Source organism: Nocardia concava NBRC 100430 (assembly GCF_000308815.1).
Taxonomy (GTDB): domain Bacteria; phylum Actinomycetota; class Actinomycetes; order Mycobacteriales; family Mycobacteriaceae; genus Nocardia; species Nocardia concava.
In genome coordinates, this window is sequence record NZ_BAFX01000147.1 from 13,909 (window position 1) to 38,049 (window position 24,141).

At 67.9% G+C, this 24,141-nt stretch carries 24 protein-coding genes and 1 pseudogene; 13 read left to right on the forward strand and 12 right to left on the reverse strand.

The genetic code is table 11. From position 1 onward, the window contains the following. Positions 1-63 precede the first annotated feature (63 nt). Together ON43_RS34225 and ON43_RS34230 are read right to left on the reverse strand one after the other, a co-directional pair. A complete protein-coding gene (locus tag ON43_RS34225) occupies positions 64-873 on the reverse strand; it encodes a polysaccharide deacetylase family protein (protein ID WP_040814246.1) in 810 nt (269 codons plus the stop codon). 136 nt (positions 874-1,009) lie between these two features. Then, positions 1,010-1,714, reverse strand: coding sequence for an SDR family oxidoreductase (locus tag ON43_RS34230; protein WP_174416518.1), 705 nt, complete (start codon positions 1,712-1,714; stop codon positions 1,010-1,012). A 218-nt stretch (positions 1,715-1,932) separates the two neighbouring features. Between ON43_RS34230 and ggh the strand changes: the two genes are divergently transcribed. Both ggh and ON43_RS34240 read left to right on the forward strand, forming a co-directional pair. Continuing rightward, entirely contained in the window at positions 1,933-3,273 is a 1,341-nt protein-coding gene (gene ggh / locus ON43_RS34235) for a glucosylglycerate hydrolase (protein WP_040814248.1), read from the forward strand. Between the two features lie 93 nt (positions 3,274-3,366). Continuing rightward, the gene (locus tag ON43_RS34240; RefSeq protein WP_051179617.1) at positions 3,367-4,107 is read left to right on the forward strand and encodes a glycoside hydrolase family 25 protein; all 741 of its coding nucleotides are present in this window, start codon (positions 3,367-3,369) and stop codon (positions 4,105-4,107) included. 52 nt (positions 4,108-4,159) lie between these two features. Here the strand turns inward: ON43_RS34240 and ON43_RS34245 are convergent, their stop codons facing one another. The 3 genes from ON43_RS34245 to ON43_RS34255 all read right to left on the reverse strand — a co-directional run bounded on the left by ON43_RS34245 (position 4,160) and on the right by ON43_RS34255 (position 7,539). Further along, on the reverse strand, positions 4,160-4,885 hold the full coding sequence (locus tag ON43_RS34245; protein ID WP_040814250.1) for an amino acid ABC transporter ATP-binding protein: 726 nt from the start codon (positions 4,883-4,885) through the stop codon (positions 4,160-4,162). Further along, entirely contained in the window at positions 4,882-6,696 is a 1,815-nt protein-coding gene (locus tag ON43_RS34250; protein ID WP_051179618.1) for an ABC transporter substrate-binding protein/permease, read from the reverse strand. The genes ON43_RS34245 and ON43_RS34250 overlap by 4 nt, the downstream gene beginning before the upstream one ends. A gap of 72 nt (positions 6,697-6,768) precedes the next feature. Then, positions 6,769-7,539 carry an LLM class F420-dependent oxidoreductase gene (locus ON43_RS34255; RefSeq protein ID WP_040814252.1) on the reverse strand — a complete coding sequence of 257 codons (771 nt, stop codon included), beginning with the start codon at positions 7,537-7,539 and terminating at the stop codon, positions 6,769-6,771. A 120-nt stretch (positions 7,540-7,659) separates the two neighbouring features. Here ON43_RS34255 and ON43_RS34260 point away from each other — a divergent pair, with 120 nt between their 5' ends. Beyond that, a complete protein-coding gene (locus ON43_RS34260; protein WP_040814254.1) occupies positions 7,660-8,730 on the forward strand; it encodes an ABC transporter ATP-binding protein in 1,071 nt (356 codons plus the stop codon). 10 nt (positions 8,731-8,740) lie between these two features. Here the strand turns inward: ON43_RS34260 and ON43_RS34265 are convergent, their stop codons facing one another. Next, positions 8,741-9,241 carry a winged helix-turn-helix transcriptional regulator gene (locus ON43_RS34265; RefSeq protein ID WP_040814291.1) on the reverse strand — a complete coding sequence of 167 codons (501 nt, stop codon included), beginning with the start codon at positions 9,239-9,241 and terminating at the stop codon, positions 8,741-8,743. A gap of 92 nt (positions 9,242-9,333) precedes the next feature. Between ON43_RS34265 and ON43_RS34270 the strand changes: the two genes are divergently transcribed. Continuing rightward, entirely contained in the window at positions 9,334-10,503 is a 1,170-nt protein-coding gene (locus ON43_RS34270) for a thiolase family protein (protein WP_040814256.1), read from the forward strand. A 16-nt stretch (positions 10,504-10,519) separates the two neighbouring features. Here the strand turns inward: ON43_RS34270 and ON43_RS34275 are convergent, their stop codons facing one another. Together ON43_RS34275 and ON43_RS34280 are read right to left on the reverse strand one after the other, a co-directional pair. Continuing rightward, positions 10,520-10,852 carry a hypothetical protein gene (locus ON43_RS34275; protein ID WP_040814257.1) on the reverse strand — a complete coding sequence of 111 codons (333 nt, stop codon included), beginning with the start codon at positions 10,850-10,852 and terminating at the stop codon, positions 10,520-10,522. Between the two features lie 31 nt (positions 10,853-10,883). Then, on the reverse strand, positions 10,884-11,339 hold the full coding sequence (locus ON43_RS34280; protein WP_157514280.1) for a hypothetical protein: 456 nt from the start codon (positions 11,337-11,339) through the stop codon (positions 10,884-10,886). Between the two features lie 629 nt (positions 11,340-11,968). Between ON43_RS34280 and ON43_RS34285 the strand changes: the two genes are divergently transcribed. Then, on the forward strand, positions 11,969-12,952 hold the full coding sequence (locus ON43_RS34285) for an o-succinylbenzoate synthase (RefSeq protein ID WP_281033405.1): 984 nt from the start codon (positions 11,969-11,971) through the stop codon (positions 12,950-12,952). Here ON43_RS34285 and ON43_RS34290 read toward each other — a convergent pair whose 3' ends face one another. Together ON43_RS34290 and ON43_RS34295 are read right to left on the reverse strand one after the other, a co-directional pair. Beyond that, positions 12,953-13,465 carry a TIGR04338 family metallohydrolase gene (locus ON43_RS34290; protein WP_040814261.1) on the reverse strand — a complete coding sequence of 171 codons (513 nt, stop codon included), beginning with the start codon at positions 13,463-13,465 and terminating at the stop codon, positions 12,953-12,955. 11 nt (positions 13,466-13,476) lie between these two features. Next, positions 13,477-14,319 carry a DUF2786 domain-containing protein gene (locus ON43_RS34295; protein WP_040814263.1) on the reverse strand — a complete coding sequence of 281 codons (843 nt, stop codon included), beginning with the start codon at positions 14,317-14,319 and terminating at the stop codon, positions 13,477-13,479. A 147-nt stretch (positions 14,320-14,466) separates the two neighbouring features. Here ON43_RS34295 and ON43_RS34300 point away from each other — a divergent pair, with 147 nt between their 5' ends. From ON43_RS34300 to ON43_RS34325, 6 genes are all read left to right on the forward strand, one after another. Next, positions 14,467-15,771 carry an ABC transporter substrate-binding protein gene (locus ON43_RS34300; RefSeq protein ID WP_040814265.1) on the forward strand — a complete coding sequence of 435 codons (1,305 nt, stop codon included), beginning with the start codon at positions 14,467-14,469 and terminating at the stop codon, positions 15,769-15,771. A gap of 100 nt (positions 15,772-15,871) precedes the next feature. Beyond that, the gene (locus ON43_RS34305; protein ID WP_040814266.1) at positions 15,872-16,858 is read left to right on the forward strand and encodes a carbohydrate ABC transporter permease; all 987 of its coding nucleotides are present in this window, start codon (positions 15,872-15,874) and stop codon (positions 16,856-16,858) included. Next, complete coding sequence (locus ON43_RS34310; RefSeq protein WP_086008086.1) at positions 16,858-17,745, forward strand: carbohydrate ABC transporter permease; 888 nt, start codon at positions 16,858-16,860, stop codon at positions 17,743-17,745. The genes ON43_RS34305 and ON43_RS34310 overlap by 1 nt, the downstream gene beginning before the upstream one ends. Before the next feature lie 91 nt (positions 17,746-17,836). Next, complete coding sequence (locus ON43_RS34315) at positions 17,837-20,053, forward strand: transglycosylase domain-containing protein (protein WP_040814268.1); 2,217 nt, start codon at positions 17,837-17,839, stop codon at positions 20,051-20,053. Between the two features lie 303 nt (positions 20,054-20,356). Next, entirely contained in the window at positions 20,357-20,812 is a 456-nt protein-coding gene (locus tag ON43_RS34320) for a GyrI-like domain-containing protein (RefSeq protein WP_040814270.1), read from the forward strand. Between the two features lie 9 nt (positions 20,813-20,821). Then, positions 20,822-21,247, forward strand: coding sequence for a GyrI-like domain-containing protein (locus ON43_RS34325; RefSeq protein ID WP_040814271.1), 426 nt, complete (start codon positions 20,822-20,824; stop codon positions 21,245-21,247). A 129-nt stretch (positions 21,248-21,376) separates the two neighbouring features. Here the strand turns inward: ON43_RS34325 and ON43_RS34330 are convergent, their stop codons facing one another. Both ON43_RS34330 and ON43_RS34335 read right to left on the reverse strand, forming a co-directional pair. Next, entirely contained in the window at positions 21,377-22,489 is a 1,113-nt protein-coding gene (locus ON43_RS34330; RefSeq protein ID WP_040814272.1) for an inositol-3-phosphate synthase, read from the reverse strand. Then, positions 22,482-23,039, reverse strand: a complete 558-nt coding sequence (locus tag ON43_RS34335) for a PadR family transcriptional regulator (protein WP_040814273.1) — start codon at positions 23,037-23,039, stop codon at positions 22,482-22,484. The genes ON43_RS34330 and ON43_RS34335 overlap by 8 nt, the downstream gene beginning before the upstream one ends. Before the next feature lie 227 nt (positions 23,040-23,266). Here ON43_RS34335 and ON43_RS34340 point away from each other — a divergent pair, with 227 nt between their 5' ends. Together ON43_RS34340 and ON43_RS45975 are read left to right on the forward strand one after the other, a co-directional pair. Continuing rightward, positions 23,267-23,680, forward strand: a complete 414-nt coding sequence (locus tag ON43_RS34340) for a DUF5318 domain-containing protein (RefSeq protein WP_083913931.1) — start codon at positions 23,267-23,269, stop codon at positions 23,678-23,680. 109 nt (positions 23,681-23,789) lie between these two features. Continuing rightward, a pseudogene (locus ON43_RS45975) lies at positions 23,790-24,141 on the forward strand (hypothetical protein); the annotation flags it as partial.

Sequence of the window (24,141 nt, forward strand, 5' to 3'; positions counted from 1 at the left end):
CGAACCTCATTCCCTCATCTCCGGCACCGCTGCCGGAACGTCCACTCCCCGAACCGGTCCCGGCTATGCGGGCGATACCAGCACGTCGTTGAGCGTCACCAGTGACAGCTTGCGCTCGCGGATGATGTCGACCAGCTGGCCGTAGCAGTGCGTGACCGGGGGATGATTGGCGTGCCCGATGACGATGGCCTGCGCGTTGAAATACTTTCGCGCGCACTCGATCAGATAGTCCTCGGTAATCACACCGGAGTCGGACAGCGAGCCGTACCACATGGTGGGGACCGTGTATCCGAGCTCCGCCGCCACCTTGTCGACCGTAGCATCGTGACGGCCGAACGGGGGCCGGAAATACGGAGTCCCGTCCACGCCGAAGTTATTGCGCAGGAACGTCTTTGCCTTGGTGAGCTGCGCCGACACCTCGCCCGCGGACAGCTTGAGCAGATCCGGGTGGTCCCAGGTGTGATTGCCCAGCTGGATCTGCCCGGATTCCACCAGCGGCCGCAACTCGGCGCGATGGGCGGTCCAGGAGTCGTAATAGGCGGTGACGAAGAATGTGAACCGCGCCCCGGTGTCCTTCGCGAATTTGATGTACGCGCCAACCACTTCCGGGCTGGCGCCGTCATCGACGGTGAGCGCCAAATTGCTGCCGGTCCCCGGCAACGCGGTAATAGTCCCGGCCGGAATCGCGTGCTTGGGCGCACCCGCCGGTGTAGGCAGGGCCTGAGCCTGGACCGATGCCGCCGAGGTCGAGGGCGACGGCACCGGCCCGCTGATCCGCGGGGTGACCTTGTGCGGGGAGGGGTCGGAGGAGCAGCCCGTGAGGGCTGTCGCAGTACCCGCGGCGAGCAATGCGAGCAACTGTCGTCTATCCATACGTGTCAATCACTCCGAGATATATATTTTCGCCTTGCCTCCCTCGCATGGCACGTCAGTTATATCGAGACGTCGTGAACTGAGCACGAAATCTGTGCGAAATGATTTGAATTCAGCGGAGAAATTAAGGCTGCTCTCAGCGTGCTATCGGACGCAGCACGATCTCGGTAGGATGCGCGTCCCGCGGGGTCTCGACCGCGTTGCGCACGGCCAGCGCCACCGTCTCGGCGGTGAGGAATTCGCGCGGGTCGTACTCACGCCCCTCCCCCGCGATGATCTCGCGCTGCATGTCGGTGTCGATGCGGCCCGGATGTACGGAGGTGACACGGAGTTCGGGCTCCTCGAGCCGCAGCGCGTCCCCGAACGCCCGCAGCCCGAACTTGCTCGCCGCGTACACACCCCACCCCGCGTTGGCGCGCAATCCCGCACCCGAATTGATCAGCACCACATGACCTTTGGCGGCGCGCAGCGCGGGCAGCAACAATCTGGTCAACTCCGCGACCGCGATCAGGTTGCCTTCCAACGTATTCCGCCACTGTGCCACCGACGAATCGGCTATCGTTCCCAGGTCGGCGATTCCGGCATTGTGAACCAGCACATCCAGTCGTTCGATGTCTTCCACCGCGCCCGCCACCGCGGCGTAGTCGGTGAGGTCGACCGGCCATCCGGCACTGTCCGGCAGCGCACGCAGGATCGGCCCGAGAGCCTCCGGCGTGCGCGCGCCCAGCAGCAGCCGATGCGTGGGGGCCAGTTCCCGCGCGATGGCCGCGCCGAGCCCCCGGCTCGCCCCGGTGATCAACGCGGTGGGCCGGTTCATGCTGGTCTTCGCGGAATTCGCCATGGATTCACCGTAACCGCGTGCCCCGCGCCTGCGATGCTCCGGTCGGGCACAACCACCGCTAGCTGATTCACGAGAAGGCGAACGAAGTGCAATCTGGCGACCAGGAGTCATCCTCCAGCCAACCAGCGCGGGCCATAACCTACGCCGTGCCGTCCAGCAACCCCGGCGGGCCACCGCCCCATCGCGCATACCTGCGGGTTCCGGCGCAGAATAGGGCGATGTCCCACCCCGGTTTCACGCCCACCCAGCTCGCGGCCCGCGCGGCCTATCTGCTGCGCGGCAACGACCTGGGCACCATGACCAGTGCCGCGCCCAGGCTGTATCCGCACATGTGGAGCTGGGACGCGGCCTTCGTGGCGGTCGGCCTGGCGCCGCTGAGCGTGGAGCGCGCGGCCCTCGAGCTCGACACTCTGCTCTCGGCGCAGTGGCGCAACGGGATGATCCCGCACATCGTCTTCGCCAATGGCGTGGACGGCTACTTCCCCGGGCCCGCCCGCTGGGAGTGCCGCCGCCTGGCCGCCGACGCACCGGACGGTCCCGACACCTCCGGCATCACCCAGCCGCCCGTGCATGCCATTGCGGTGCAACGGATCCTGGACCACTCGCGCCGCCACGGCCGCAGCACCCGCGCGGTGGCCGAGGACTTCCTGAACCGGCGCTGGCCCGATCTCATGCGCTGGCACCGCTGGCTGGCCTACGCCCGCGACCCCAAGCAGCACGGCCGCATCACGCTGTACCACGGCTGGGAATCGGGCATGGACAACTCGCCGCGCTGGGATCGCGCCTACGAGAACGTGATTCCGGGCCCCGACCTGCCGCCCTACGAGCGCGCCGACACGCAGGTGGTGGGCGATCCCACGCAGCGGCCCTCGGATCGCGAGTACGACCGCTACCTGTGGCTGGTCGAGCAGATGCGCCGGGCCGGCTACGACGACTACCAGCTGGCCTCGACCATGAGCTTCGCCGTCGAGGACGTGTTCGTGACCGCCATCTTCGCCCTGGCCTGCGATGTGCTGGCCAATATCGGCGAGGACTACAAGCAGCCGCACGCGGACGTGCGCGAGCTCTACGAGTGGGCCGACTACTTCCGCTCGGGCGTGGTCGCGACGACGGACGCGCGCTCGGGCGTGGCCCGCGATTACGATGTGCGCGCGGAGAAGTGGATCGAGACCGAGACCCTCGCCTCCTTCGCACCGCTGCTGTGCGGCGGCCTGCCGCGCGATGCCGAACGGCGGCTGCTGCGGCTGTTCGAGGGGCCGCGCTGGTGCGGGCATCCGGATCTGCGCTACGCGCTGCCGCCCTCGACCTCCCCGGTGTCGCGGGACTTCCGTTCGCGGGAGTACTGGCGCGGGCCGGTATGGCCGGTGATCAGCTGGCTGTTCTCCTGGGTGTTCGCGCGGCGCGGCTGGGCCGAGCGCTCGTTCATGCTGCGCGCCGAGGGGCTGCGGCAGGCCAGCGACGGCAGCTTCGCCGAGTACTACGAACCCTTCACCGGCGAGCCGCTGGGCAGCATGCAGCAGTCCTGGACCGCGGCGTCGGTGCTGGACTGGCTGGGTTGAGCGGGGCCGGAACCGGATTCGAGCTAACGATTGGCGAACATCACAGTCCCGCTTGCGCGGCTATAGCGACTGGTCGGAATAGTCTTTTCCGGCATGACCGGACGAAGCCTGATGAAAGTGGTAGTTACCGCGACCGCTGGCATTCTCTTGGCAACCCCTGCCGGGGTGGCGAGCGCCGATATCCAGGGCCCGGATGTGGCCTCGTATCAGCACCCCGGCGGCAGCGGCATCAACTGGTTCGGCGTCCGCGCGGCCGGATACCAGTTCGCCATGCTCAAGGCCACCGAGGCCCTCAACTACGTGAACCCCTACTTCGTGCAGGACAGTCTGGCCATGCGAGTGGCCGGAGTCGCCCGGGGCACATACCATTTCGCGCGCCCGAACCTGCCGCCGGAACTGCAGGCCGCCTTCTATTCGGCCATGGTGCTGGGCCAGAACGGCCTGCTGGACCTGCCGCCGGTGCTGGATCTGGAGGATTCCGGCGGGCTGCCACCGGACGCCCTCATCGACTGGACCCACCGGTATCTGAATACCGTGCAGGCCCTGACCGGTCGCCGGCCGATCATCTACACCTATCCGCGCTTCTGGCAGACGGCCATGGCCGATACCAACCAGTTCACCTCGTACCCGCTGTGGATCGCCGACTATCGCGGCAATGACCAGCCCGAGGTGCCCGGCGGGTGGCCCGCCTGGACCTTCTGGCAGACCACCGATTCCGGGTCGATCAACGGCATCGCCGCCGGTGTGGACCTCAACGTCTACAACGGCGCCCAGGGCGATTTCGCCGGCTACGCCAATATGCCGTTCAGCGGCAGCGGGCGCGGCAGCAGCTGACCGTTCCGTCCCTTGGGGTTTCAGGGGGTACCCCTGAGAGTCCGAGAGTTGTCTAAAGCACCTGGGAGAGGAACTGCCGCAGGCGCGGGGTTTCGGCGCTGTCGAAAAGCTGCTCCGGCGTACCGGTTTCGACAACCTGGCCGTGATCCATGAACACCACCTGGTCGGAAACCGAACGGGCGAAGCTCATTTCGTGGGTCACCACGATCATCGACATGCCGCCCTCGGCGAGCTCGGCCATGAGGGCGAGCACGCCCTTCACCAGTTCGGGGTCCAATGCCGAGGTGGCCTCGTCGAAGAACATGATGTCCGGCTTCATGGCCAGCGCCCGCGCGATGGCCACACGCTGCTGCTGGCCACCCGACAGATTGGCCGGGCGCGCATCGGCCTTCCCGGCCAGCCCCACCGCCTCCAGCTGCTGCACCGCCAGCGTGCGCGCCTGCTCCTTGGACAGCCCGTGCAGCTTGCGCGGACCCAGCGCGACATTGTCCGCGACCGTCATGTGCGGGAACAGGTTGAAGTGCTGGAACACCATGCCGATGCGCTGGCGCAGCCGGTCCGGATTCTCGGCCAGCACCGATTTGCCGTCCAGCAGGATGTCGCCGGCATCGGGTTCGTGCAGCCGGTTGAGCACCCGCAGCAGCGTGGACTTGCCCGAACCGGACGGGCCGATCACCGTGGTGGTCTTGCCCGCGTCCACGTGCACGTCCACACCGCGCAGAATCTCGTTGCGGCCCAGCGTCAATCGCAGGCCGGTGCCGGTGAGGGAGGCACTCATGCTCCACGCCCTTCCGTGATGACGGCCTGTTCGACCGGGTCCTCGGGCGCCGGCGGGCGACCGTCGCGCATGCGCTTGTCGATGTAGTTGACCAGGTGCGTGAGCGGCACCGTCAGCAGCAGGTACACCAGGCCCGCCGCCACCAGCGGCGACAGATTCCCGGTCTGCGCGTTGAGATCCCGGCCCACCGCGAACAGTTCGCGCTGGCTGGCCAGCAGGCCCAGGAAGTAGATCAGCGAGGAATCCTTGATGAGCGCGATGAACTGGTTCATCAGCGCGGGCAGCACCCGGCGCACGCCCTGCGGGATGACCACCAGCGCCATGGCCCGGTGGTAGCCGAATCCGATGGCGCGCGCGGCCTCCAGCTGCCCGGGCTCCACCGACTGGATGCCGGAGCGGAAGATCTCACCGATATAGGCCGACGCCAGCAGCGCCAGCGCCACCGCGCCCAGCCAGTACGGGTTGTTGCCGGTGAGGTTCTTGACCACCGGCCCCACGCCCAGGCCGATGATCAGGATGATCACCACGGCGGGCAGGCCGCGGAAGATATCGGTGTAAACCCGTGCGGGCCAGCGCAACCAGCGCGTCCGGGAGATGCCCGCCACCGCGAGCAGCATGCCGATCACGGTGCCGAGGATGCCCGAAACCAGCGCCAGGATCAGGGTATTGGGCAGACCGGTCTTGAACAGGTCCGGGAAGGCCTTGCGGTACAACGACCAGTCGAAGAACGTGTCTTTCAACTGCCGCAGCGTGGATTTCGGCGCGACCGCGCTGTTGTCGGTCTTGTTGCCCGCGTTCTCGGCCGCGATCTTGTCGAAGTCCGGCAGCTGCGGCATCGGGGCGGCCTTGGAACCGGGCTTCCAGCCCGGCGGCAGCTCACGCGGCACCCAGTTCTCGTAGAGCTTGGCGTAGGTGCCGTCGGCGATCACCGCGTCCAGCCCGGCATTGAGGGCGTCGGTCAGCGGCTGATTGCCCTTGCGCACCGCCCAGGCGGTGAAGTTGTTGACGCTGAAGGTGTTCTGCACGATCGAGGTCGGATCGCCCGGCTTGATCGCGCCGATGGCCTGCTGCGAGGGCGCCACCCAGGCGTCGATCTGGCCGGACTTCAGGTTGGCGTAGGCGGTGTTGTAGTCGGGGAACTTCACCGGGTCCAGGTGCAGTTCGTTGACGACGTACTCGTCCTGCACGGTGCCCTGCACGACGCCGACCCGATTGCCGCGGTGCAGATCCGAGAAGCCCTTGATGGCACTGCCGTTCGGCACCACCAGCGAGAAGTAACCGAAGTCGTAGCCGTTGGTGAAGTCCACCAGCTGCCGCCGCGCGTCGGTGGTGGTGATGCTCGAGGAGCCCAGATCGAAGCGGTTGTTGGCGACCTGGGCCAGCAGGCCCGCGAACTCGGTGCCGGTGAACTCCACCTGCAGGCCGAGTTTCGCGCCGATAGCCTTCAGCAACTCGTTGTCGAAGCCGGTGAACACGCCCTTGGAGTTGACGCAGATGCTCGGCGGCGCGTCCGAGAGCGTGCCCACGCTCAGCTTGCCGGGCGTGAGCAGGCCCAGCTTGCTGATGTCGATCTTGTCCAGCGGAACGGTGGTGGCGGTGGTGAAGCGATCCGCCCCCGCGTTCTGCTGTCCGGACGCCAGATTGGTCGGCGCGGCGCTCGCGGCGGCCAGCCCCGGCGGCGAACACAGATCGCGATCATCGGCCGACGCGCCGCCCGCACCGAGGGTGACGGTGCCGAGCAGACCGATCAGCAAAACTCCCGCGAGTGCCAGCCATTGACGCCGAGGCGCGACCGGGCGCAAGGAAACCATGACAAACCACCCTAGTAGGGGCGGTTTGCGAATCCAGAGTTACCCTCACCCGGATTCGGCGCGCGTCACACCTCAGCCTTGATTGTGTCGGTCACGCCAGGCCACGGCCTCCAGGACGCGGGTCAGGTCGTAGTCCGGTCCGCCGGTGCCGACGGTGAACAGGGTCACGCCCGCGGCCGCGTAGCCGTCCACCTGATCCAGGCCCGGCCACGCCACCGACTTCTCGATGGCGGCGGGATCGGTGCCGACCTCGGCGCAGTGCTCGCCCAGAATGCCGATCTTGCGCCGCAGCACCTCGATATCGGAGAAGCTGTGCCAGATGTCGGCGTACTGGGCGACCAGCCGCAGCGTCTTCTTCTCACCGCCGCCGCCGATCAGGATGGGGAGGTCGCGCACCGGCGGTGGATTCAGCTTGGCCAGGCGGTCGGTGATGCGGGCCATGGCGTCCTTCAGCCCCGCGAGACGGCTTCCGGCCGTGCCGAATTCGTAGCCGTACTGGTCGTAGTCCTTCTCGAACCAGCCCGCGCCGATACCGAGAATCAGCCGCCCGCCGCTGATGTGGTCCACGGTGCGCGCCATATCCGCCAGCAGATCCGGATTCCGGTAGCCGCCGCCGGTGACCAGCGCCCCGATCTCCACCCGCTCGGTCTGCTCGGCGATCGCGCCCAGCATGGTCCAGCACTCGAAATGCGCGCCCTCGGGGTCACCGTAGAGCGGATAGAAGTGGTCCCAGTTGAAGACGATGTCCACCCCGGCGTCCTCGCACCGCATCACCGCGTCCCTGATCAATCCGTAGTCGGGCGCGTGCTGGGGCTGTAGCTGGACTCCGATACGAACGGTCATTTGGTGCTCCCTGGTCTCGGTGATCACTGCGGCCCATTCTGCCCCTCGGCTAAGCTCCGGGCCGACCCTCTACAACGGATCGTCCGGCACGTTCCTGCCGGTGAAGGGAAGTGTTAAACCGTGGCAACGGTGACTTTCGACCAGGCCACCCGCCTGTACCCGGGCGCGACCACCCCCGCCGTCGACGCGTTGAACCTGGAGATCGCCGACGGCGAATTCCTGGTTCTCGTCGGCCCGTCGGGCTGTGGCAAATCCACCTCGCTGCGCATGCTCGCCGGATTGGAGGAGGTGAGTGACGGCCGAATCCTGATCGGGGACAAGGACGTCACGAACGCCGAACCCAAGGAACGCGATATCGCCATGGTGTTCCAGAACTACGCGCTCTACCCCCACATGAGCGTCGCGGAGAACATGGGCTTCGCGCTCAAGATGGCCAAGGTGTCCAAGGAGGAGCGCCAGCAGCGCGTCCTGGAGGCGGCCAAGCTGCTCGATCTCGAGCCGTACCTCGACCGCAAGCCCAAGGCGCTGTCCGGCGGTCAGCGTCAGCGCGTGGCCATGGGCCGCGCCATCGTGCGCCAGCCGCAGGTCTTCCTCATGGACGAGCCGCTGTCCAACCTGGACGCCAAGCTGCGCGTGCAGACCCGCACCCAGATCGCCCAGCTGCAGCGTCGGCTCGGCACCACCACCGTCTATGTCACCCACGACCAGGTCGAGGCCATGACCATGGGCGACCGGGTGGCGGTGCTCAAGGACGGGCTGCTGCAGCAGTGCGCCTCACCGCGCGACCTGTACCGGAACCCGGCCAACCTGTTCGTCGCGGGCTTCATGGGCTCCCCCGCCATGAATCTGTTTACCCTGCCGGTGTCCAACGGCGCGGTCATTCTCGGCGGCTGCCCGCTGCCGCTGCCGCGTTCGGTGGACGCTGCCACCGGCAGCACCGTCGTGGTCGGCATCCGGCCCGAGCACCTGGAGGCGGTCGGCGACGGCGCGGGCATCGGCATGGAGGTGGATGTGGTCGAGGAGCTGGGCTCCGACGCCTACATCTACGGCCGCACCCTCGGTGACGGGGAAACCATTGTGGCGCGCGCGGATTGGCGCAACCCGCCCGCCAAGGGCACCCGCCTGGCCCTGGTCGCCGACGCGGATCACACGTACTTCTTCCATCCGGAGGATGGGCGTCGCCTGAACTGACGGGCGAATCTCACGAATGGCGGCGGTGCTTCCGCCGCCATTCGTCATTTACGCGGACCCGCAGATTCTCCAGTGGCACTTGGTTTCCCGACGCGCTGCGGAGTTCCACCCGCACCGGGTCACCGGTCGAGTCTTCGAGCCGCTCCAGGGGCGCGGTGCCGTCCTGCAGGTACTTGTCGCCCCACTGCCACAGCGCGACCACGGCGGGCAGCAGATCCAAACCCATTGGGGTGAGCACGTATTCGTGCCGGGTGCGCTTGCCCTCTTCCTGATACGGCCGCTTCTCCAGCAGCCCGGCCTCGACGAGTTTCCGCAGTGCCGTCGAGGCGGCGGCGTCGGTGATTCCCACCCGCGCGGCGAATCCGTCGAACCGTGTCGTCCCGTAGTACGCCTCGCGCAGCATGAGCACCGCCGAGCGGGTGCCCACGATGTCCATCGCCTTGGCGATCGAGCAGTCCTCGGGTTTCCACGCGCTCAGGTCGCTGAGCTTTCCTTCCATCACGGCCGACATGGCGTACATCATACAGATGCTGACTTGCCCCCACTATGGCCAGCTCCTACGCTGGCTATAGAGCAACGAAGCCAGCTGCTGGAAGGAACGTCATGAGAGACGCAGTCATCGTCGAAGCGGTCCGCACACCGATCGGCAAGGGGAAGGCGACCGGTGCGCTGCACGGCGTCCATCCCGCCGACCTGCTCGCCCACAGCCTGCGGGAGGTGGTGCGCCGCACCGAGATCGATCCGGCACTGATCGACGATGTGATCGGGGGCGTGGTCACCCAGGTCGGCGAGCAGGGCTCGAACCTGACCCGGCGCGCGGCCCTGGCTGCCGGGTATCCGGAATCTGTGCCGGCCACCACCGTGGACCGGCAGTGCGGCAGCAGCCAGCAGGCCATCCACTTCGCCGCCCAGGGCGTCATCGCGGGGGCCTACGACATCGTGGTGGCGGCGGGCGTGGAGTCCATGAGCCGGGTTCCCATGGGGGCCAACCTGATCGGGGCCGAGGATATCGCCGGGGTCGGCTTCGCCGAACGCTATCCCGAGGGGCTGGTGCCGCAGGGCATCAGCGCCGAACTCATCGCCGCCAAGTGGGGGCTGAGCCGCACCCAGCTCGACGAGTTCGCCCTCGCCAGCCACGAAAAGGCCGCCCGCGCAACCAAGGACGGCGCTTTCGAGGCCCAGATCGCCCCCTACGGCGGACTCTCCTACGACGAGGGCATCCGGGTCGGCAGCACCCTGGAGACGCTGGCCGGGTTGCGTCCCGCCTACTACGACGAGGCGATGGCGGCCCGGTTCCCGCAGATCGGCTGGAACATCACCGCCGCCAATGCCAGCCAGATCAACGACGGCAGCGCCGCCACCTTGATCATGACCAGTGAACGCGCCGCCCAGCTCGGTCTGCGCCCGCTTGCCCGGCTGCACAGCTTCGCCGTCGCGGGTGACGACCCGCTGCTCATGCTGACCGCCGTCATCCCGGCGACTCGAAAGGTGTTGCGCCGAGCCGGACTCGATCTCGACGACATCGACCTGTTCGAGGTCAACGAGGCCTTCTCCTCGGTGGTCCTGGCCTGGGCGCAGGAAACCGGGGCCGACCTTTCGAAGGTGAACGTCAACGGCGGCGCCATCGCCCTGGGCCACCCGCTCGGCGCGTCCGGTGCCCGCCTGTCCACCACCCTCGTCCACGCCATGCACGACCGCGGCGCCCGCTACGGCCTGCAAACCATGTGCGAGGCGGGCGGATTGGCCAACGCCACCATCTACGAACGCCTCTGATCAACGCTCGACCGCGCTAGGACATCACCACCATCGCGGTCAGCAGACCGAGTACCCACGCCTCCGCCAGCAGCGGGAAGGCCACCAATGCGGTGGACCACGCGCGCTGGCGGAGGTACACGGCGTGGAGCGTCCACAGCGGAACCACCATGAGCGTCAGGGCGATTCCCGCCCAAGCCACGGCGTAAGCCGGGGCGAGCCTGCGGGTATCGGCCGCGGCCGGGAACATACGCGCGTACTCCGGCACGAAGCCCGCCACCGCCCAGGCCGCAGCGCACGCTCCGACGTAGATCAACACGGTGGCAACGAAATCCGCGACCGTGATCGGCAGCCGCCTCCATCCGGCCACCCTTCCAGCATGCCAATCCCCGGGTGCGCGATCAATTGATCGCGGTCGCCACCAGAATGTGCCCCGCGCCGCCCGCGATCGCGATGAGCGGCAACGCGATAGCGGTCCAGATCCAGGCCCGCCGCCCCGTCATGGCCGCCACCGACGCCAGCACCATCGCACCCACCAGCGCCAGGAACATCCCGCCGCCACCGATCAGCAACCCCCACAACGCCGAAGCGGGCGGCCTGATCACCACGCACTGCACCGAGAAGTCCTTCTTGGCCGTACACCGGTTGTGCACCAGATCGAACAACTTCGCGAACAGGTCATAGGCCCACGCGAACGCCACCGCCACCCCCACCAGATACAGCCCCGCCGCCACCGCGACATCCTTGCGCCGCACCGGCTTCCGCTCCCCCACATCCTTCGGCAACGCCGCAGCAGCCGCCTCCGCGGGAGGAAGCTTCGACGGCATCGTCAGCTGGTCGTCCCCGCCAACTGGCATCGGCGCGTTGTCCACGCCCGGGTTCCCCTGCTGCCAACCACCTTGCGGCTGCGGGCGTGACGGACCGCCGGAGGGATACGGATCCGCGCCACCTCCGATCGGCCGCGGCGCACCGGGCCAACCGCTGGGTGGCGCGGGCGGCACGGGCGGAGGTGGAGCCTGGCGGCCTCCCTTCGGCATGGTCGGACCCGCCGTATCTACCGGGCCGCGCCGGGGGGCACCGGGCGGACCGCTCGGGGGTTGGGGTGGCGTTGGGGGCGGCGGACTCTGGCGGCCTCCCTTCGGCATAGTCGGACCCGCCGTATCCACCCCGCCGGGCGACGGAGCCCGGGGCGGCGCAGGCGGCGGTGGATTCTGACGGCCACCACCCGGCAGGGTCGGCCCTGCCATGCCCGCGAGATCGTCGGCCGGTGCGGGTGCCGGGGCCTGCGGCCACTGCGGAGCGCCGGGACGCGCCTGGTCGCGGGGAGCCGGGCCGGGGCGGCGGGGCTCGTTGGGCGGGTTCATGATTGCGGTCTCCCCCAAGGCGCGTGTGCAGGAAACCGGGATCGGCTTCCTTCGGATTGTGACGGCGCGTGGGCCGCGCCGCCACCCGTTAGGGAATCGGGCGGTGGGTAGGGTTCGTGAACGTGAGCGACAGCGGTGACGGGGTGGACTTCGGGTCGGCGGTGGTCTACGCGATTCCGATGCGGACGCGGTTCCGGGGGATCACCGTGCGCGAGGGGATGTTGATTCCGGGGCCGCGGGGGTGGGGTGAGTTCTGCGCGTTCCCGGAGTACGACGACCGGGAGGCGGCGGCGTGGCTGGCCACGGCCGTGGAGCAGGCGAACGTGGGATGGCCGGAGCCCGTTCGGGATCGGGTGCCGGTCAACTGCATCGTGCCCGCGGTGGGACCCGAGCGGGCGCGCGAAATCGTGGCCGCGTCCGGATGCCGGACCGCCAAGGTGAAGGTGGCCGATCATCCGGATTCGCTGGCCGAGGATCTGGAGCGGGTGGCCGCGGTGCGCGACGCGCTCGGTCCGGACGGGGCGGTGCGGGTCGACGCCAACGCGGTGTGGGATGTGGTCACCGCGGTGGAGCGGATCCGGCTGATCGACCGGGCCGCAGGCGGTTTGGAGTATGTCGAGCAGCCTTGCCGGACCGTCGAGGAACTGGCCGAGGTGCGCAAGCGGGTCGAGGTGCGCATCGCCGCGGACGAGTCCATTCGCCGCGCGGAGGATCCGCTGCGGGTGGCGGTGGCGGGCGCGGCCGATGTCGCGGTGCTGAAATGCACTCCGCTGGGCGGGGTTCGGCGCGCGCTGGAGGTCGCCGAGGCGGCCGGGCTGCCGTGCCTGGTGTCGTCGGCCCTGGAGACCAGCGTCGGCCTGGCCGCGCAGGTCGCCCTCGCGGGTGCTCTCCCCCACCTCGATTTCGCCTGTGGCCTGGACACTTTGTCGCTGCTTACCGGCGATGTGGTGACCGATCCGCTGCGCCCGGTCGACGGCTATCTCACGGTCCCCCGCGGCGCCCCCACACCGGATCCCGAACTGCTGGACCGCTACCGCCACCCGGACCGGGAGCGGGTCGACTGGTGGCGGCAGCGGCTGGCCCGCGTGCGCAAGTTACTGCCCTGATCAGGCGATACGCACGCCGCACGAATACATCGTGGTCCGCAGCAGCAGAGCCGCTTCCGGCCCGATGACGCCGTCCACCAATTCGAGGTAGCGGGCACAGAATTCGGGCCCGTGCGGCGCGACCGCACCCGACTCCGGTTCCAGGTGATGGGCGAGCTCGTGCAGGATCACCAATTCCCGCAGTGCCCAGGCGGTTCCGCCCACGTGCAGCGGCACGGCCAGCACGGCTTCCTCGGTCTCGTAGTGGGCCGCCTTCGCCCCGCTCCGCGCCCGCACGGTGACCGCGACCCCGGCCCGATCCCACTGCGCGCGAACCCAATTCAGCGCCAACACCCGATCCGCATACGCCTGCACCGATTCCACCGACGCGAACCGCCGCTCGATCGGCAGCGTCAGGTGCGAGCCGTGCAATTCCACGGTCCGCACCCCGAATTCGTCGGCGCGATCGAACATGCCGCGCACCAGCCCCTCGGCGTCGTACACGCGGGAGCGCTGCGCATCCCGTACCGCCATGCGCGCGTTCGCTATTCGCCCGCGCCGCGGGGCAGCTGCCCCCGCAGGCCACCCAGCGCCGTCGAATCCCCCAGCCGCGCCGCCTTGCCCGCCCGGTCACCGGCCCGCCGCGCGGCCGCCGAGTACCCGGCCGAGGCCTGCGGCCCCTTCCACGTCCCCCGAGCCTCCGAGGTGCGGGAGTAGAAGTCGGTGAGCTCGAGTTCCTTGTTGCGCAACGCGAGTGCCGTTCCGGTGGGCACGGATTCATCGGCGTCGGCCTTGACGGCCTCGTTCTCCACATCCGCCTTGACCTCGGCGAGCCGGCGGCCGATGCGGGAGGCGAAGGCCATCTGGAAGTTCAGCCGCGCCGTCACCGCCGCGACCGGAACCTGTACGGGCCGCTGGACCTTTCGCCCGTACCGCCGTTCCACCACGACCTTCTCGGTGGTGGCGGTCTTGTACGCACCCGACTTGATGTACTGGTCGGAGGCCCGCACCATCTGGATCAGCAGGCTCGTGTACAGCGCCTCGCAGGTGTCGATATCGGTGTCGAATCCGTAGGCGTACACCGTCGTCGAGCTGCGCGCCACATCACAGCGCACGTCGTTGGCGGCCGCGATCGCCACGAACAGCTGCACATACGTTCGCAGCCCGCGTTTTCCGGCCTCGCCGATCGGAATCACCCGCTGCGTCGGCGTGGGCCGCCGCTCGCGATTGGCGATATGTGCCCGCGCCACCGCCAGATCCACCGACGATCCGGTCGCGAGCCGCTGCGCGGCGGCCAGAAAGGCCTCGGCCTCATGCTCGTTGTCGGTCGATTCGGCCTGCCGCAGCAGTCCGCCGATCCTGGTGAGCATCTTGTCCTGAGAAGGCATCGCACGACAGCCTAGCTGCACCGACGATCCCGTGGTCACGCGCGAGTGACCAGGTAGTCCCCGCGCGCGGAACGTCCACCATGTATCTTCCCTTGTGCAACCGGCTGGGTGTGCCGCCGCTCACGTCTCGACCCTGGAGTATCCGCGATGGCTTTGAAGATGGTGTCGTCCCTACGATCGACGCTGGTTCCGCGTGCCGCATTGGCCGTGACATCGGCGGCCCTGCTGACGGCGACTCTCGCCACCGGCTGCTCGAGCAGCGGCAGCAAATCCAACTCGACGTCGGAGAACCTCACCGGCCGTGGCCCGATCACCTACGTGGAGGGCAAGGACACCACCGAGACCGGCGCGGTCAAGCAGCTCATCGAGCGCTGGAACGCCCTGCACCCGGACGAGAAGGTGACGTTCAAGGAGCAGTCCAACGACGCCTCCCAGCAGTACGACGACCTCAAGCAGCACATGCAGGCCAAGGCCTCGGACTACGACGTGGTCGCCCTGGACGTGCCGTGGACCGCGGAGTTCGCGGCCAAGGGCTGGATCCAGCCGTTGAAGGACACCTTCAACATCGACACCTCCACCCTGCTCTCGCCGCCGGTCGCCTCGGCCACCTACAACGGCACCCTCTACGCCGCCCCGCGCAACACCAACGGCGGTCTGCTGTTCTACCGCAAGGACCTGGTGACCGAGCCGCCCAAGACCTGGGCCGAGCTGCTGAACGACTGCCCGAAGGCCAAGGAGGCCGGAATCGGCTGCTACGCCGGGCAATTCGCGCCCTACGAGGGTCTGACCGTGAACACCGCCGAGGTCATCAACGCCTTCGGCGGCAGCTTCGTCGGCCCCGACGGCAAGACCCCGACCGTGAACAGCCCGCAGGCCAAGGCCGGTCTGCAGACGCTGGTCGACGCCTACAAGAACGGCGACATCCCGAAGGAGGCCATCTCCTTCAAGGAGCCGGAGTCGCAGAACGCCTTCGTCACCGGCAAGCTCCTGTTCATGCGTGGCTGGCCGTCGTCCTTCGGTGACGCCGGTTCCGACGCCTCCGCGGTGAAGGACAAGTTCGGGGTCGCCCCGCTGCCCGGCAAGGACGGCATCGGCGCCTCGACCCTGGGTGGCTACAACGCCGCCATCAGCGCCTTCTCCAAGAACAAGGCCACCGCGCTGGAGTTCCTGCGCTTCCTGATCGGCGAGGACGCCCAGCACATCGTGGCCTCGGGCGCGCTGCCGTCGGTCCGCGCCTCGGTGTACGACGATCCGGCCCTGATCGCCAAGATGCCGTACCTGCCCGCGCTCAAGGATTCCATCGCCTCCGCGGTGCCGCGTCCGGTCACCCCGTTCTACCCGGCGGTGTCGAAGGCCATCCAGGACAACGCCTATGCTGCGTTGACCGGAAACAAGTCGGTCGACGACGCCATCACTGGCATGCAGAAGGGCATCGAGACCGCCGGATCGTAGGGCGTGCTCGACGACGAGTTGGTCCCGTAGGAGAAGAGATAAGGTGTCACGTCCTTCGGGAGCGACCGATGTCGCGTCGCCCGACCGCACGGAGTCGATCGTGAAATCCCAAGCACCACAGAACCGTAAGCCGAAACGCGCGCGTAAACCGCTGGGCGTTTCGGCTCGGGCCTGGCTGTTCGTCACGCCGGTGCTGCTCGCGCTGGCCGTGGTGGTCGGCTACCCGGTGGTCCGGGCCGTGATCATGTCCTTTCAGCAGGACTCCGGCCTGGACAAGTCCACCGGCATGTTCGTCGAGGGCGGCGGCGCCGGATTCAGCAATTACACGCACTGGCTGCTGCAGCAGTGCACCAATGGACTCGGCGAGACCGTCGACTGCCCCACCGGCAATCTGGGCTCCCAGTTCTGGACCGCCATCGGCGTCACCTTGCTGTTCACGGTGGTGACGGTGGCGCTCGAGGCCACCATCGGTCTGGGCATGGCCGTCATCATGGGCAAGACCTTCAAGGGTCGCGCCCTGCTGCGCGCGGCCGTACTGATCCCGTGGGCCATCCCCACCGCCGTCACGGCGCGGTTGTGGGAGTTCATGTTCCAGTACGACGGCGTGGTCAACCGGGTCCTGGGCACCCACATCCTGTGGACCGCCGACCCGTGGCCCGCCCGCTTCGCGGTCATCGCCGCCGACGTGTGGAAAACCACCCCGTTCATGGCGCTGCTGATTCTCGCTGGGCTGCAGGTGATTCCGGACGACGTGTACGAGGCCGCACGCGTGGACGGCGCGTCCGCGTGGCAGCGCTTCTGGCACATCACCATGCCGCTGCTGAAACCCGCTCTGCTGGTGGCGGTTCTGTTCCGCACCATGGACGCGCTGCGCATGTACGACCTGCCCGCGATCATGACCCAGTCCAACCCGGCCACCCGGACCATCTCCATGCTGGTGGTGGATCAGGTGCGCCAGGGCCCCAACAGCGCCTCGGCCCTGTCGGTGATCACCTTCCTGCTCATCTTCATGGTGGCCTTCTTCCTGGTGAAGGTCCTGGGCGCCAACGCCGTTCGCACCCAGGAAGCACAGCGGGAGGCGCACTGATGAGCAGCACTGTCGTCGAGACCACGAAAAAGCCCGCCCGCCAATCGGTTCCGCTGGGTAGGCGGCTGACCTCCGGCCGCGTCTACCTGGGCGCACTGATCGTGCTGGTGTGGGGCCTGGGCCCGTTCTACTGGATGGTCGTGACCGCGCTGCGCGACCCGGCGTACACCTTCGACAACACCCCGTGGCCCACCCACATGACGTTGGAGAACTTCCGCAACGCCTTCGACACCAGCCGCGGCAACGACTTCGGCCGCGCCCTGGGCAATAGCGTGATCATCGGCGCGGCCACCACGGTGGTGGCGCTGCTGATCGGCATCATGGCCGCCTACGCGCTGGCGCGGCTCACCTTCAAGGGCAAGTACGTGGTGTCCGGACTCATCCTGTCCGCCTCCATGTTCCCCGTGGTGGTGCTGGTGACCCCGCTGTTCCAGCTGTTCACCGACCTGGGCTGGATCGGCCACTACCAGGCCATGATCATTCCGAACATCTCGTTCGTGCTGCCGATGACCGTCTACATCCTGGCCTCGTTCTTCACCGAGCTCCCGTGGGAGCTCGAGGAGGCCGCGCGCATCGACGGCGCGTCGCGATTCCAGGCCTTCCGGCTGGTCATGCTGCCGCTGGCGGCCCCGGCGGTGTTCACCACCGCCATCCTGGCCTTCATCGCGGCGGTCAACGAATACCTGTTGGCGCGACTGCTTTCCAGCGATAAGACCGAGCCGGTGACGGTCGCGGTCGCCCGCTTCTCGGGCAACAACCCGCTGGTGCAGCCCTACACCGCCATCATGGCCGCCGGAACCATCGTCACCATTCCGCTGGTGATCATGGTGCTGCTGTTCCAGCGCCGCATCATCTCCGGCCTCACCGCCGGCGGCGTGAAGAGCTAGGGACGCTCCCCTACGTCGATTAGCATGGGTCGCGCCGTGGAAGGGTCTACGGCGTCACCTGTCACAAGCTTTGTCGACGCTCCGGAAGGAGATGCTCGTGAGCTCGTCCCGCAAGCGACGTCGTGGGGAACCGGCGTACGGCGCCGCGACAGGCTGGAACGAGCTGGCGAACGCCGCCGCGCGGCGACAGGGACACGCCTCACACAGCCGACCACGGCGGCGGCCCAAACCGCCCAAGGCCCCGAAACAGCCCGAGGCCTCGCCGCGTCCGCGCCGCGGCCGCGCCCAGCGCATCCGCCGATTATTGCTGGCGCTGTTCCTGGTCCTGGTGGTCATGCCGACCACGCTCATGGGCATCGCGTACTGGAGCGCCGAGATCCCGGACCCGAACGCGGTGCAGACCAACCAGATCGCCACCATCCTGACCTCCGACGGCAATACCGTCATCGCGAAGGTCGTTCCGCCCGAAGGCAATCGGGTGCCGGTGCCGCTCAGCGACGTGCCCGAGCCGGTGCGGCTGGCGGTGCTCTCGGCCGAGGACCGCAACTTCTACACCAATCCCGGCTACTCCACCTCGGCGTTCCTGCGCGCGGCCCGCGACAATCTGCTCGGCCGCGACGACGCGGGCGGCGGCTCGACGATCACACAGCAGTACGTGAAGAACGCCTTCCTGAGTTCGGAACGCACGCTGAGCCGCAAGATGCGCGAGCTCATCATCTCCGCCAAGATGGCCCGCGAATGGAGCAAGGACGACATCCTCGCCGCCTACCTCAACACCATCTACTACGGTCGCGGCGCGTACGGCATCTCGGCGGCGGCCAAGGCCTATTTCGCCAAGTCCGCGCCGGAACTGACGCTGGCCGAGGGCGCGGTGCTGGCCTCGGTGATCCGCACGCCCTCGCTGCTGGATCCGGAGAACCACCTCGACCAGCTGAAGGCCCGCTGGGCCTACGTGCTCGACGGCATGGTGCAGATGGGCGTGCTGAACCACAACGAGCGCGCCGCCACCACCTTCCCCGACATCGTCCCGGTCACCGAGGTGGACGACAGCACCCCGCGCGGCCCCGAGGGCCTGATCCGCGCCCAGGTGCTGCGCGAACTGCGCGCCTCCGGGATCAGCGAGCACGAGCTGAATACCGGTGCGCTGCAGATCATCACGACCATCGACGCCAAGGCGCAGCAGGCCGCGCTGAACGCGGTCGGCAATGTGCTGGGCGGGCAGCCGGGCGAGCTGCGCACCGCGGTGGTGTCGGTCGACCCGCGCTCGGGTGCGGTGCGCGCCTACTACGGCGGACCCGACGGCATCGGCTTCGACTTCGCGCAGGCCCCGCTGCAAACCGGTTCGGCCTTCAAGACTTTCGCAGTATTGGCCGCACTCGAGCAGGGAATTCCACTGTCCTACAAGCTCGACAGCGCACCGCTGACCGTGAACGGCGAGAAGATCCAGAACGTGGGCGGCGAGTCCTGCGGCACCTGCTCGCTGGGCGAGGCCTTCAAGCGCTCGCTCAACACCAGCTTCTACCGCCTGACCCAGACCCTGTTCGAGGGCCCGAAAGCCATTGCCAACGCGGCACATCAGGCCGGCATCCCCGACCAGATCCCGGGCGTGCCGGGCAAGACCCTCACCGAGGACGGCGCGGCGCCGCTGCCCGCCATCGTGCTGGGCGCGTACTCGGTGCGCCCCATCGACATGGCCTCGGCGTATGCCACCCTGGCCGCCTCCGGCACCTACCGCGCGCCCTACTTCGTCCAGAAGGTGATGACCGGCGACGGCCGGGTGCTGCTCGACCGCGCCAAGGACCCGCGCAAGTCCGAGCAGCGCATCCAATCCGCCGTCGCCGACACGGTGACCCAGGCCATGCTCCCGATCGCCGCCTACTCCAACAACCACAACCTCGCCGGCGGCCGCCCGTCGGCGGCCAAGACCGGCACCACCCAGCTCGGCGACTCCGGCCAGAACAAGGACGCCTGGATGGTCGGCTTCACCCCGTCCCTGGCCACCGCCGTCTGGGTGGGAACCGAACAGTCCCAACCCATCCGGACCTCGCGCGGCGCGGCGATCTACGGCTCCGGCCTGCCCGCCGACCTGTGGAAACAAACCATGGACGGCGCCCTCGACGGCACCCCCGTGGACCAATTCCCCAATCCCGAGCAAATCGCCGGAATGCCTCCCGCCAACGGCAATTACGACATCCTCAACCCCGGCCCCCAGCCACCCCAACAAGAACCGGTCCTGGTGATCCCCCCGGCCCCGACGCCGAAGGAAGTAGAAATCTTCCCCGGCCTCAGCATTCCTGTGCCCGGATAGGGGGCGTATGCCAAGGCGACAACTGATTTGTGACGACCGGGGTAACTCGCCGGGTACGTCCAAAATTGGTTCGGCTCCCAACCGCCGGCACGGATGCACGACGCCGACGGCTCTCGGCCGCCCGCTAAAGGCTCGGGGAGGCGGGACAGTTGATCATGTTTCGTGGCTACTGTGCCCATCAGGTGGGTGCCACGGATATGGTGGAGCCTGCCACCGGCTTCTATGACTCCGGGAATCGGTGGCAGGATGCGGGTTGGGAGCAGGGTGGGGTCGGAGACAGCACGAGACATAGGGGCGACGCCGGTGGATTTCAATGTCGTTGAACGCCACGAAACGCTGGTAGCCGGAACGGTGCTACGCAGCCCGGCACTCGCGGTCGAAGGGCCGCGCCGCGCGAAGGTCGAGGAGGCCTGGAAACGAAATCTGGCACGCGATCTGCCCGGTCCGCCCGCGACCGCGTATGTCGATCACGCACCCGAGATCGGTTCGTATCTGACGCATATCGTCGGATACGAATGTAAGAAGCTGGATGACCTATTGCCGGGCGATGTACTCGCCCGTATCCCCGCCGGCAAATTCGCCCGCTTCATTCGCAGTGGCGACAATCTCGGCGACATCATCGTGTCGATCTGGCGCACGGTCTGGGACCTCGAGGCGGCCGGCACCCTGGTGCGCGCGTACACCGGGGATTTCGAACACTATCCGGACAACCGGACGGTGGAGGTTTTCGTCGCGCTCGATCCGAGCACGGAGGGGTAGGGGAGAGCTGTGGACTTCGAAATCGTCACCCTGGAGGACTTCCTGGTCGGCGGTCTGACCATCCCCCTGGCCGGCCGCGAGGTCACCGCCCGCGACCTGGATCTGGTCAATTTCACCTGGGACCGCTACCTGGCCCGCGAGAAGAAGGCCGAACGCGTCGCGGCCTACATCGGCCAGAACGATCACGCGGTAGCCGTTCTGGGATACGAACTTTCGGGCCTGAGCACCCTCGACACCGGTGACGTGGTGACCCGCATCCCCGCGGGCCGATACGCGAAATTCGTTGTCTCCGACAAGCCTTACGACCTGCTCCGCACCGCGTGGGCCAAGGTCGCCAAGGCGGAGAACGCGGGCACGATCACCCGCTCGCACACCGCCGAGATCGAGCGCTACACCGGCCCCACCTCCGTCGAGGTGTACGTCTCCCTCGACTGACGTCGAAAAAGCAGGGGCGGCATCGCGATGGATCGCGATGCCGCCCTTGTTGTTTCGGGGGTGTGGGGGCAGCGCCCCCACGATCTCATCGGGGGTTCGGGGGCGAAGCCCCCTGAGAGCCAATGAGAGTTATTCAGCCCCGATGATGAACGCTTCCAGCTGCGCGCGGGCGACGTCGTCCGCGAGCTGCTTCGGCGGGGACTTCATCAGGTACGCCGAGGCCGGGATGACCGGTCCGCCGATACCGCGGTCCTTGGCGATCTTGGCCGCGCGCACCGCGTCGATGATGATGCCCGCCGAGTTCGGCGAGTCCCACACCTCGAGTTTGTACTCCAGGTTCAGCGGCACGTCGCCGAAGGCGCGACCCTCGAGCCGGACGTAGGCCCACTTGCGGTCGTCGAGCCACTCGACGTAGTCCGACGGGCCGATGTGCACATTGCGGTCGTGCACCTTGCCGGCCAGCGGGCCCTCGAGGTTGGAGGTCACGGCCTGGGTCTTGGAGACCTTCTTGGACTCCAGCCGCTCGCGCTCGAGCATGTTCTTGAAGTCCATGTTGCCGCCGACATTGAGCTGGTAGGTGCGGTCCAGCACGACGCCGCGGTCCTCGAACAGCTTGGCCATCACGCGGTGGGTGATGGTCGCGCCGACCTGGGACTTGATGTCGTCGCCGACGATGGGCAGGCCCGCGTCGACGAACTTCTGGGCCCAGACCGGGTCGGAGGCGATGAACACCGGCAGCGCGTTGACGAAGGCCACGCCCGCGTCGATGGCGCACTGCGCGTAGAACTTGTCGGCCTCTTCAGAACCGACCGGAAGGTAGGAGACGAGGACGTCGACCTTCGCGTCCTTCAGCGCCTTGACCACGTCGACCGGCTCGGCGTCAGACAGCTCGATGGTCTGGGCGTAGTACTTGCCGATGCCGTCGAGGGTCGGACCGCGCTGCACGGAGATTCCGCTCGGCGGCACATCCGAGATCTTGATGGTGTTGTTCTCGCTGGCGAAGATCGCATCGGAGAGATCGAAGCCGACCTTCTTGGCGTCCACGTCGAACGCGGCGACGAACTTCACATCGCGCACGTGGTACGGGCCGAACTTGACGTGCATGAGACCCGGAACGGTGGAATCCGCGGGTGCGTCCTTGTAGAAGTGCACGCCCTGAACCAGGGAGGATGCGCAGTTGCCCACACCCACGATGGCCACGCGAACTTCGGTGGCTCCGCCAGCCTGATTGATGTCACTCATGGCCGATATTTCCCTCTTTCTGTGGTGCCGCCTTCGTCGATTGCTCCGCAGCAATCAACTCGTTGAGCCAGCGCACTTCGCGCTCGCTTGATTCGAGACCGAGTTGATGGAGCTGGCGGGTATAGCGGTCCAGTTGCCCACTGGCGCGTTTTATCGCTTCCCGCAGTCCTTCTCGGCGCTCCTCGACCTGCCTCCGCCGCCCCTCCAGGATTCGCATCCGCGCTTCCGCGGGGGTGCGGCTGAAGAAGGCCAGATGAACGCCGAAGCCGTCGTCGGTGTAGTTCTGTGGCCCGGTGTCGGCGAGCAATTCGGCGAACCGCTCGCGGCCGGGGTCAGTCAGTTGGTAGACCCGCCGCGCACGGCGGGTGGCCAATCCCTGCGGACTCTCCTCCGCGATGAGGCCGTCGGACTGCATGCGCCGCAGGGTCGGATACAGCGACCCGTAGGAGAAGGCCCGGAAGGGGCCGAGCAGTCCGGTGAGCCGCTTGCGCAACTCGTAGCCGTGCATCGGTGATTCGAGGAGCAGCCCGAGGATCGCCAGTTCCAGCACCGGGCTTCACCTCCTGACTGTGTAGTTCAGACCTAACCGATGGATGCAGTTCCAAACTATATCGCGCCGATATAGTTGCCGCGCACTTTGCGAGGCCCGCGCCTCGGACCACAGGCACAACAGGGGGTCCGGGGCCCGGCCCCCGGACCCCCAATCCCTTGTGGAGATTCCGTGAGAGTCGCCTTGGGGCGTGCGGGCGGTCGGGGGCCGCAAGTACTCTGGGTCGCGTGCGAATACAGAGGCAGGTAGTGGACTATGCGCTTCGGCGTAAGTCGCTGCTGGCCGACGTCTATGCGGGGCGGGTCGCCGTCGCGGAGGTCTGCGACGCGAATCCGTACCTGTTGCGTGCGGCGAAGTTCCACGGGCGGGGGAGCGAGGTCACATGCCCTATCTGCAGGAAAGAGCAGCTGACTCTCGTATCGTGGGTCTACGGCGACGGGCTCGGGCCCGCCTCGGGCTCCGCCCGCACGCCGGAGGAGTTGGTCCGGATGGCCGAGGCCCGCGAGGAGTTCTCGGTGCATGTGGTCGAGGTGTGCCGGACCTGCAGTTGGAATCATCTGGTGCAGTCCTATGTGCTGGGCCTAGCGCCCGCACCGACTGGTCGCCGCCGCACCGGCGCCCGTCGCACGGCCGCCGAGTGAGAGGCCACGTCGACTGCTGAACAGCGGGCACGACCATGCCCGTCGCGGTGCAACGCGTGACCGCATCGAGCCAAACCGGACGTACCGAGAGTTATTGGAGAGCCAGGCTGTGACATCGCCCTATGACGACGGACCGCACGGCGGCCGCCCCCGTGGCGGTTCGCAACCCGGCCCCGGCGGCTACCCCCCGCCTCGACCGGCAGGCCCGCCGCCCGGGGCACGCCAGCCCGTGGGCGGTCGTCCCGTCCCGGGACCCGGTGGTCCGCAGCGCGGCCCGGTCTCCGGTGGCAGCCTGCCGCCGCGCGGTCCGCAGGGTCAGCCGCCGCGCGGCCCACAGGGCGGTCAGCCCCCTAGACGTCAGGGGCCGCCGCCCCAGCGCCCCGAAAATCCGGACGCGACTCGCAAGCTACCCAATCCCGCCAATGCCGACGCGAAGGTGAATACCGGCGCGCGCCAGGCGG

Bases quoted from the DNA above. Each gene is read 5' to 3' on its own strand.
- ON43_RS34265 (WP_040814291.1), bottom strand. From the start codon at position 9,241: ATGTCGGCCGTGATGGAAGGAAAGCTCAGCGACCTGAGCGCGTGGAAA.
- ON43_RS34255 (WP_040814252.1), bottom strand. From the start codon at position 7,539: ATGACCGTTCGTATCGGAGTCCAGCTACAGCCCCAGCACGCGCCCGAC.
- ON43_RS34240 (WP_051179617.1), top strand. From the start codon at position 3,367: ATGACCGGACGAAGCCTGATGAAAGTGGTAGTTACCGCGACCGCTGGC.
- ON43_RS34280 (WP_157514280.1), bottom strand. From the start codon at position 11,339: ATGCCAGTTGGCGGGGACGACCAGCTGACGATGCCGTCGAAGCTTCCT.
- ON43_RS34315 (WP_040814268.1), top strand. From the start codon at position 17,837: ATGCTCGTGAGCTCGTCCCGCAAGCGACGTCGTGGGGAACCGGCGTAC.
- ON43_RS34270 (WP_040814256.1), top strand. From the start codon at position 9,334: ATGAGAGACGCAGTCATCGTCGAAGCGGTCCGCACACCGATCGGCAAG.
- ggh (WP_040814248.1), top strand. From the start codon at position 1,933: ATGTCCCACCCCGGTTTCACGCCCACCCAGCTCGCGGCCCGCGCGGCC.
- ON43_RS34300 (WP_040814265.1), top strand. From the start codon at position 14,467: ATGGCTTTGAAGATGGTGTCGTCCCTACGATCGACGCTGGTTCCGCGT.
- ON43_RS34310 (WP_086008086.1), top strand. From the start codon at position 16,858: ATGAGCAGCACTGTCGTCGAGACCACGAAAAAGCCCGCCCGCCAATCG.
- ON43_RS34295 (WP_040814263.1), bottom strand. From the start codon at position 14,319: ATGCCTTCTCAGGACAAGATGCTCACCAGGATCGGCGGACTGCTGCGG.
- ON43_RS34245 (WP_040814250.1), bottom strand. From the start codon at position 4,885: ATGAGTGCCTCCCTCACCGGCACCGGCCTGCGATTGACGCTGGGCCGC.
- ON43_RS34250 (WP_051179618.1), bottom strand. From the start codon at position 6,696: ATGGTTTCCTTGCGCCCGGTCGCGCCTCGGCGTCAATGGCTGGCACTC.
- ON43_RS34225 (WP_040814246.1), bottom strand. From the start codon at position 873: ATGGATAGACGACAGTTGCTCGCATTGCTCGCCGCGGGTACTGCGACA.
- ON43_RS34230 (WP_174416518.1), bottom strand. From the start codon at position 1,714: ATGGCGAATTCCGCGAAGACCAGCATGAACCGGCCCACCGCGTTGATC.
- ON43_RS34330 (WP_040814272.1), bottom strand. From the start codon at position 22,489: ATGAGTGACATCAATCAGGCTGGCGGAGCCACCGAAGTTCGCGTGGCC.
- ON43_RS34290 (WP_040814261.1), bottom strand. From the start codon at position 13,465: ATGGCGGTACGGGATGCGCAGCGCTCCCGCGTGTACGACGCCGAGGGG.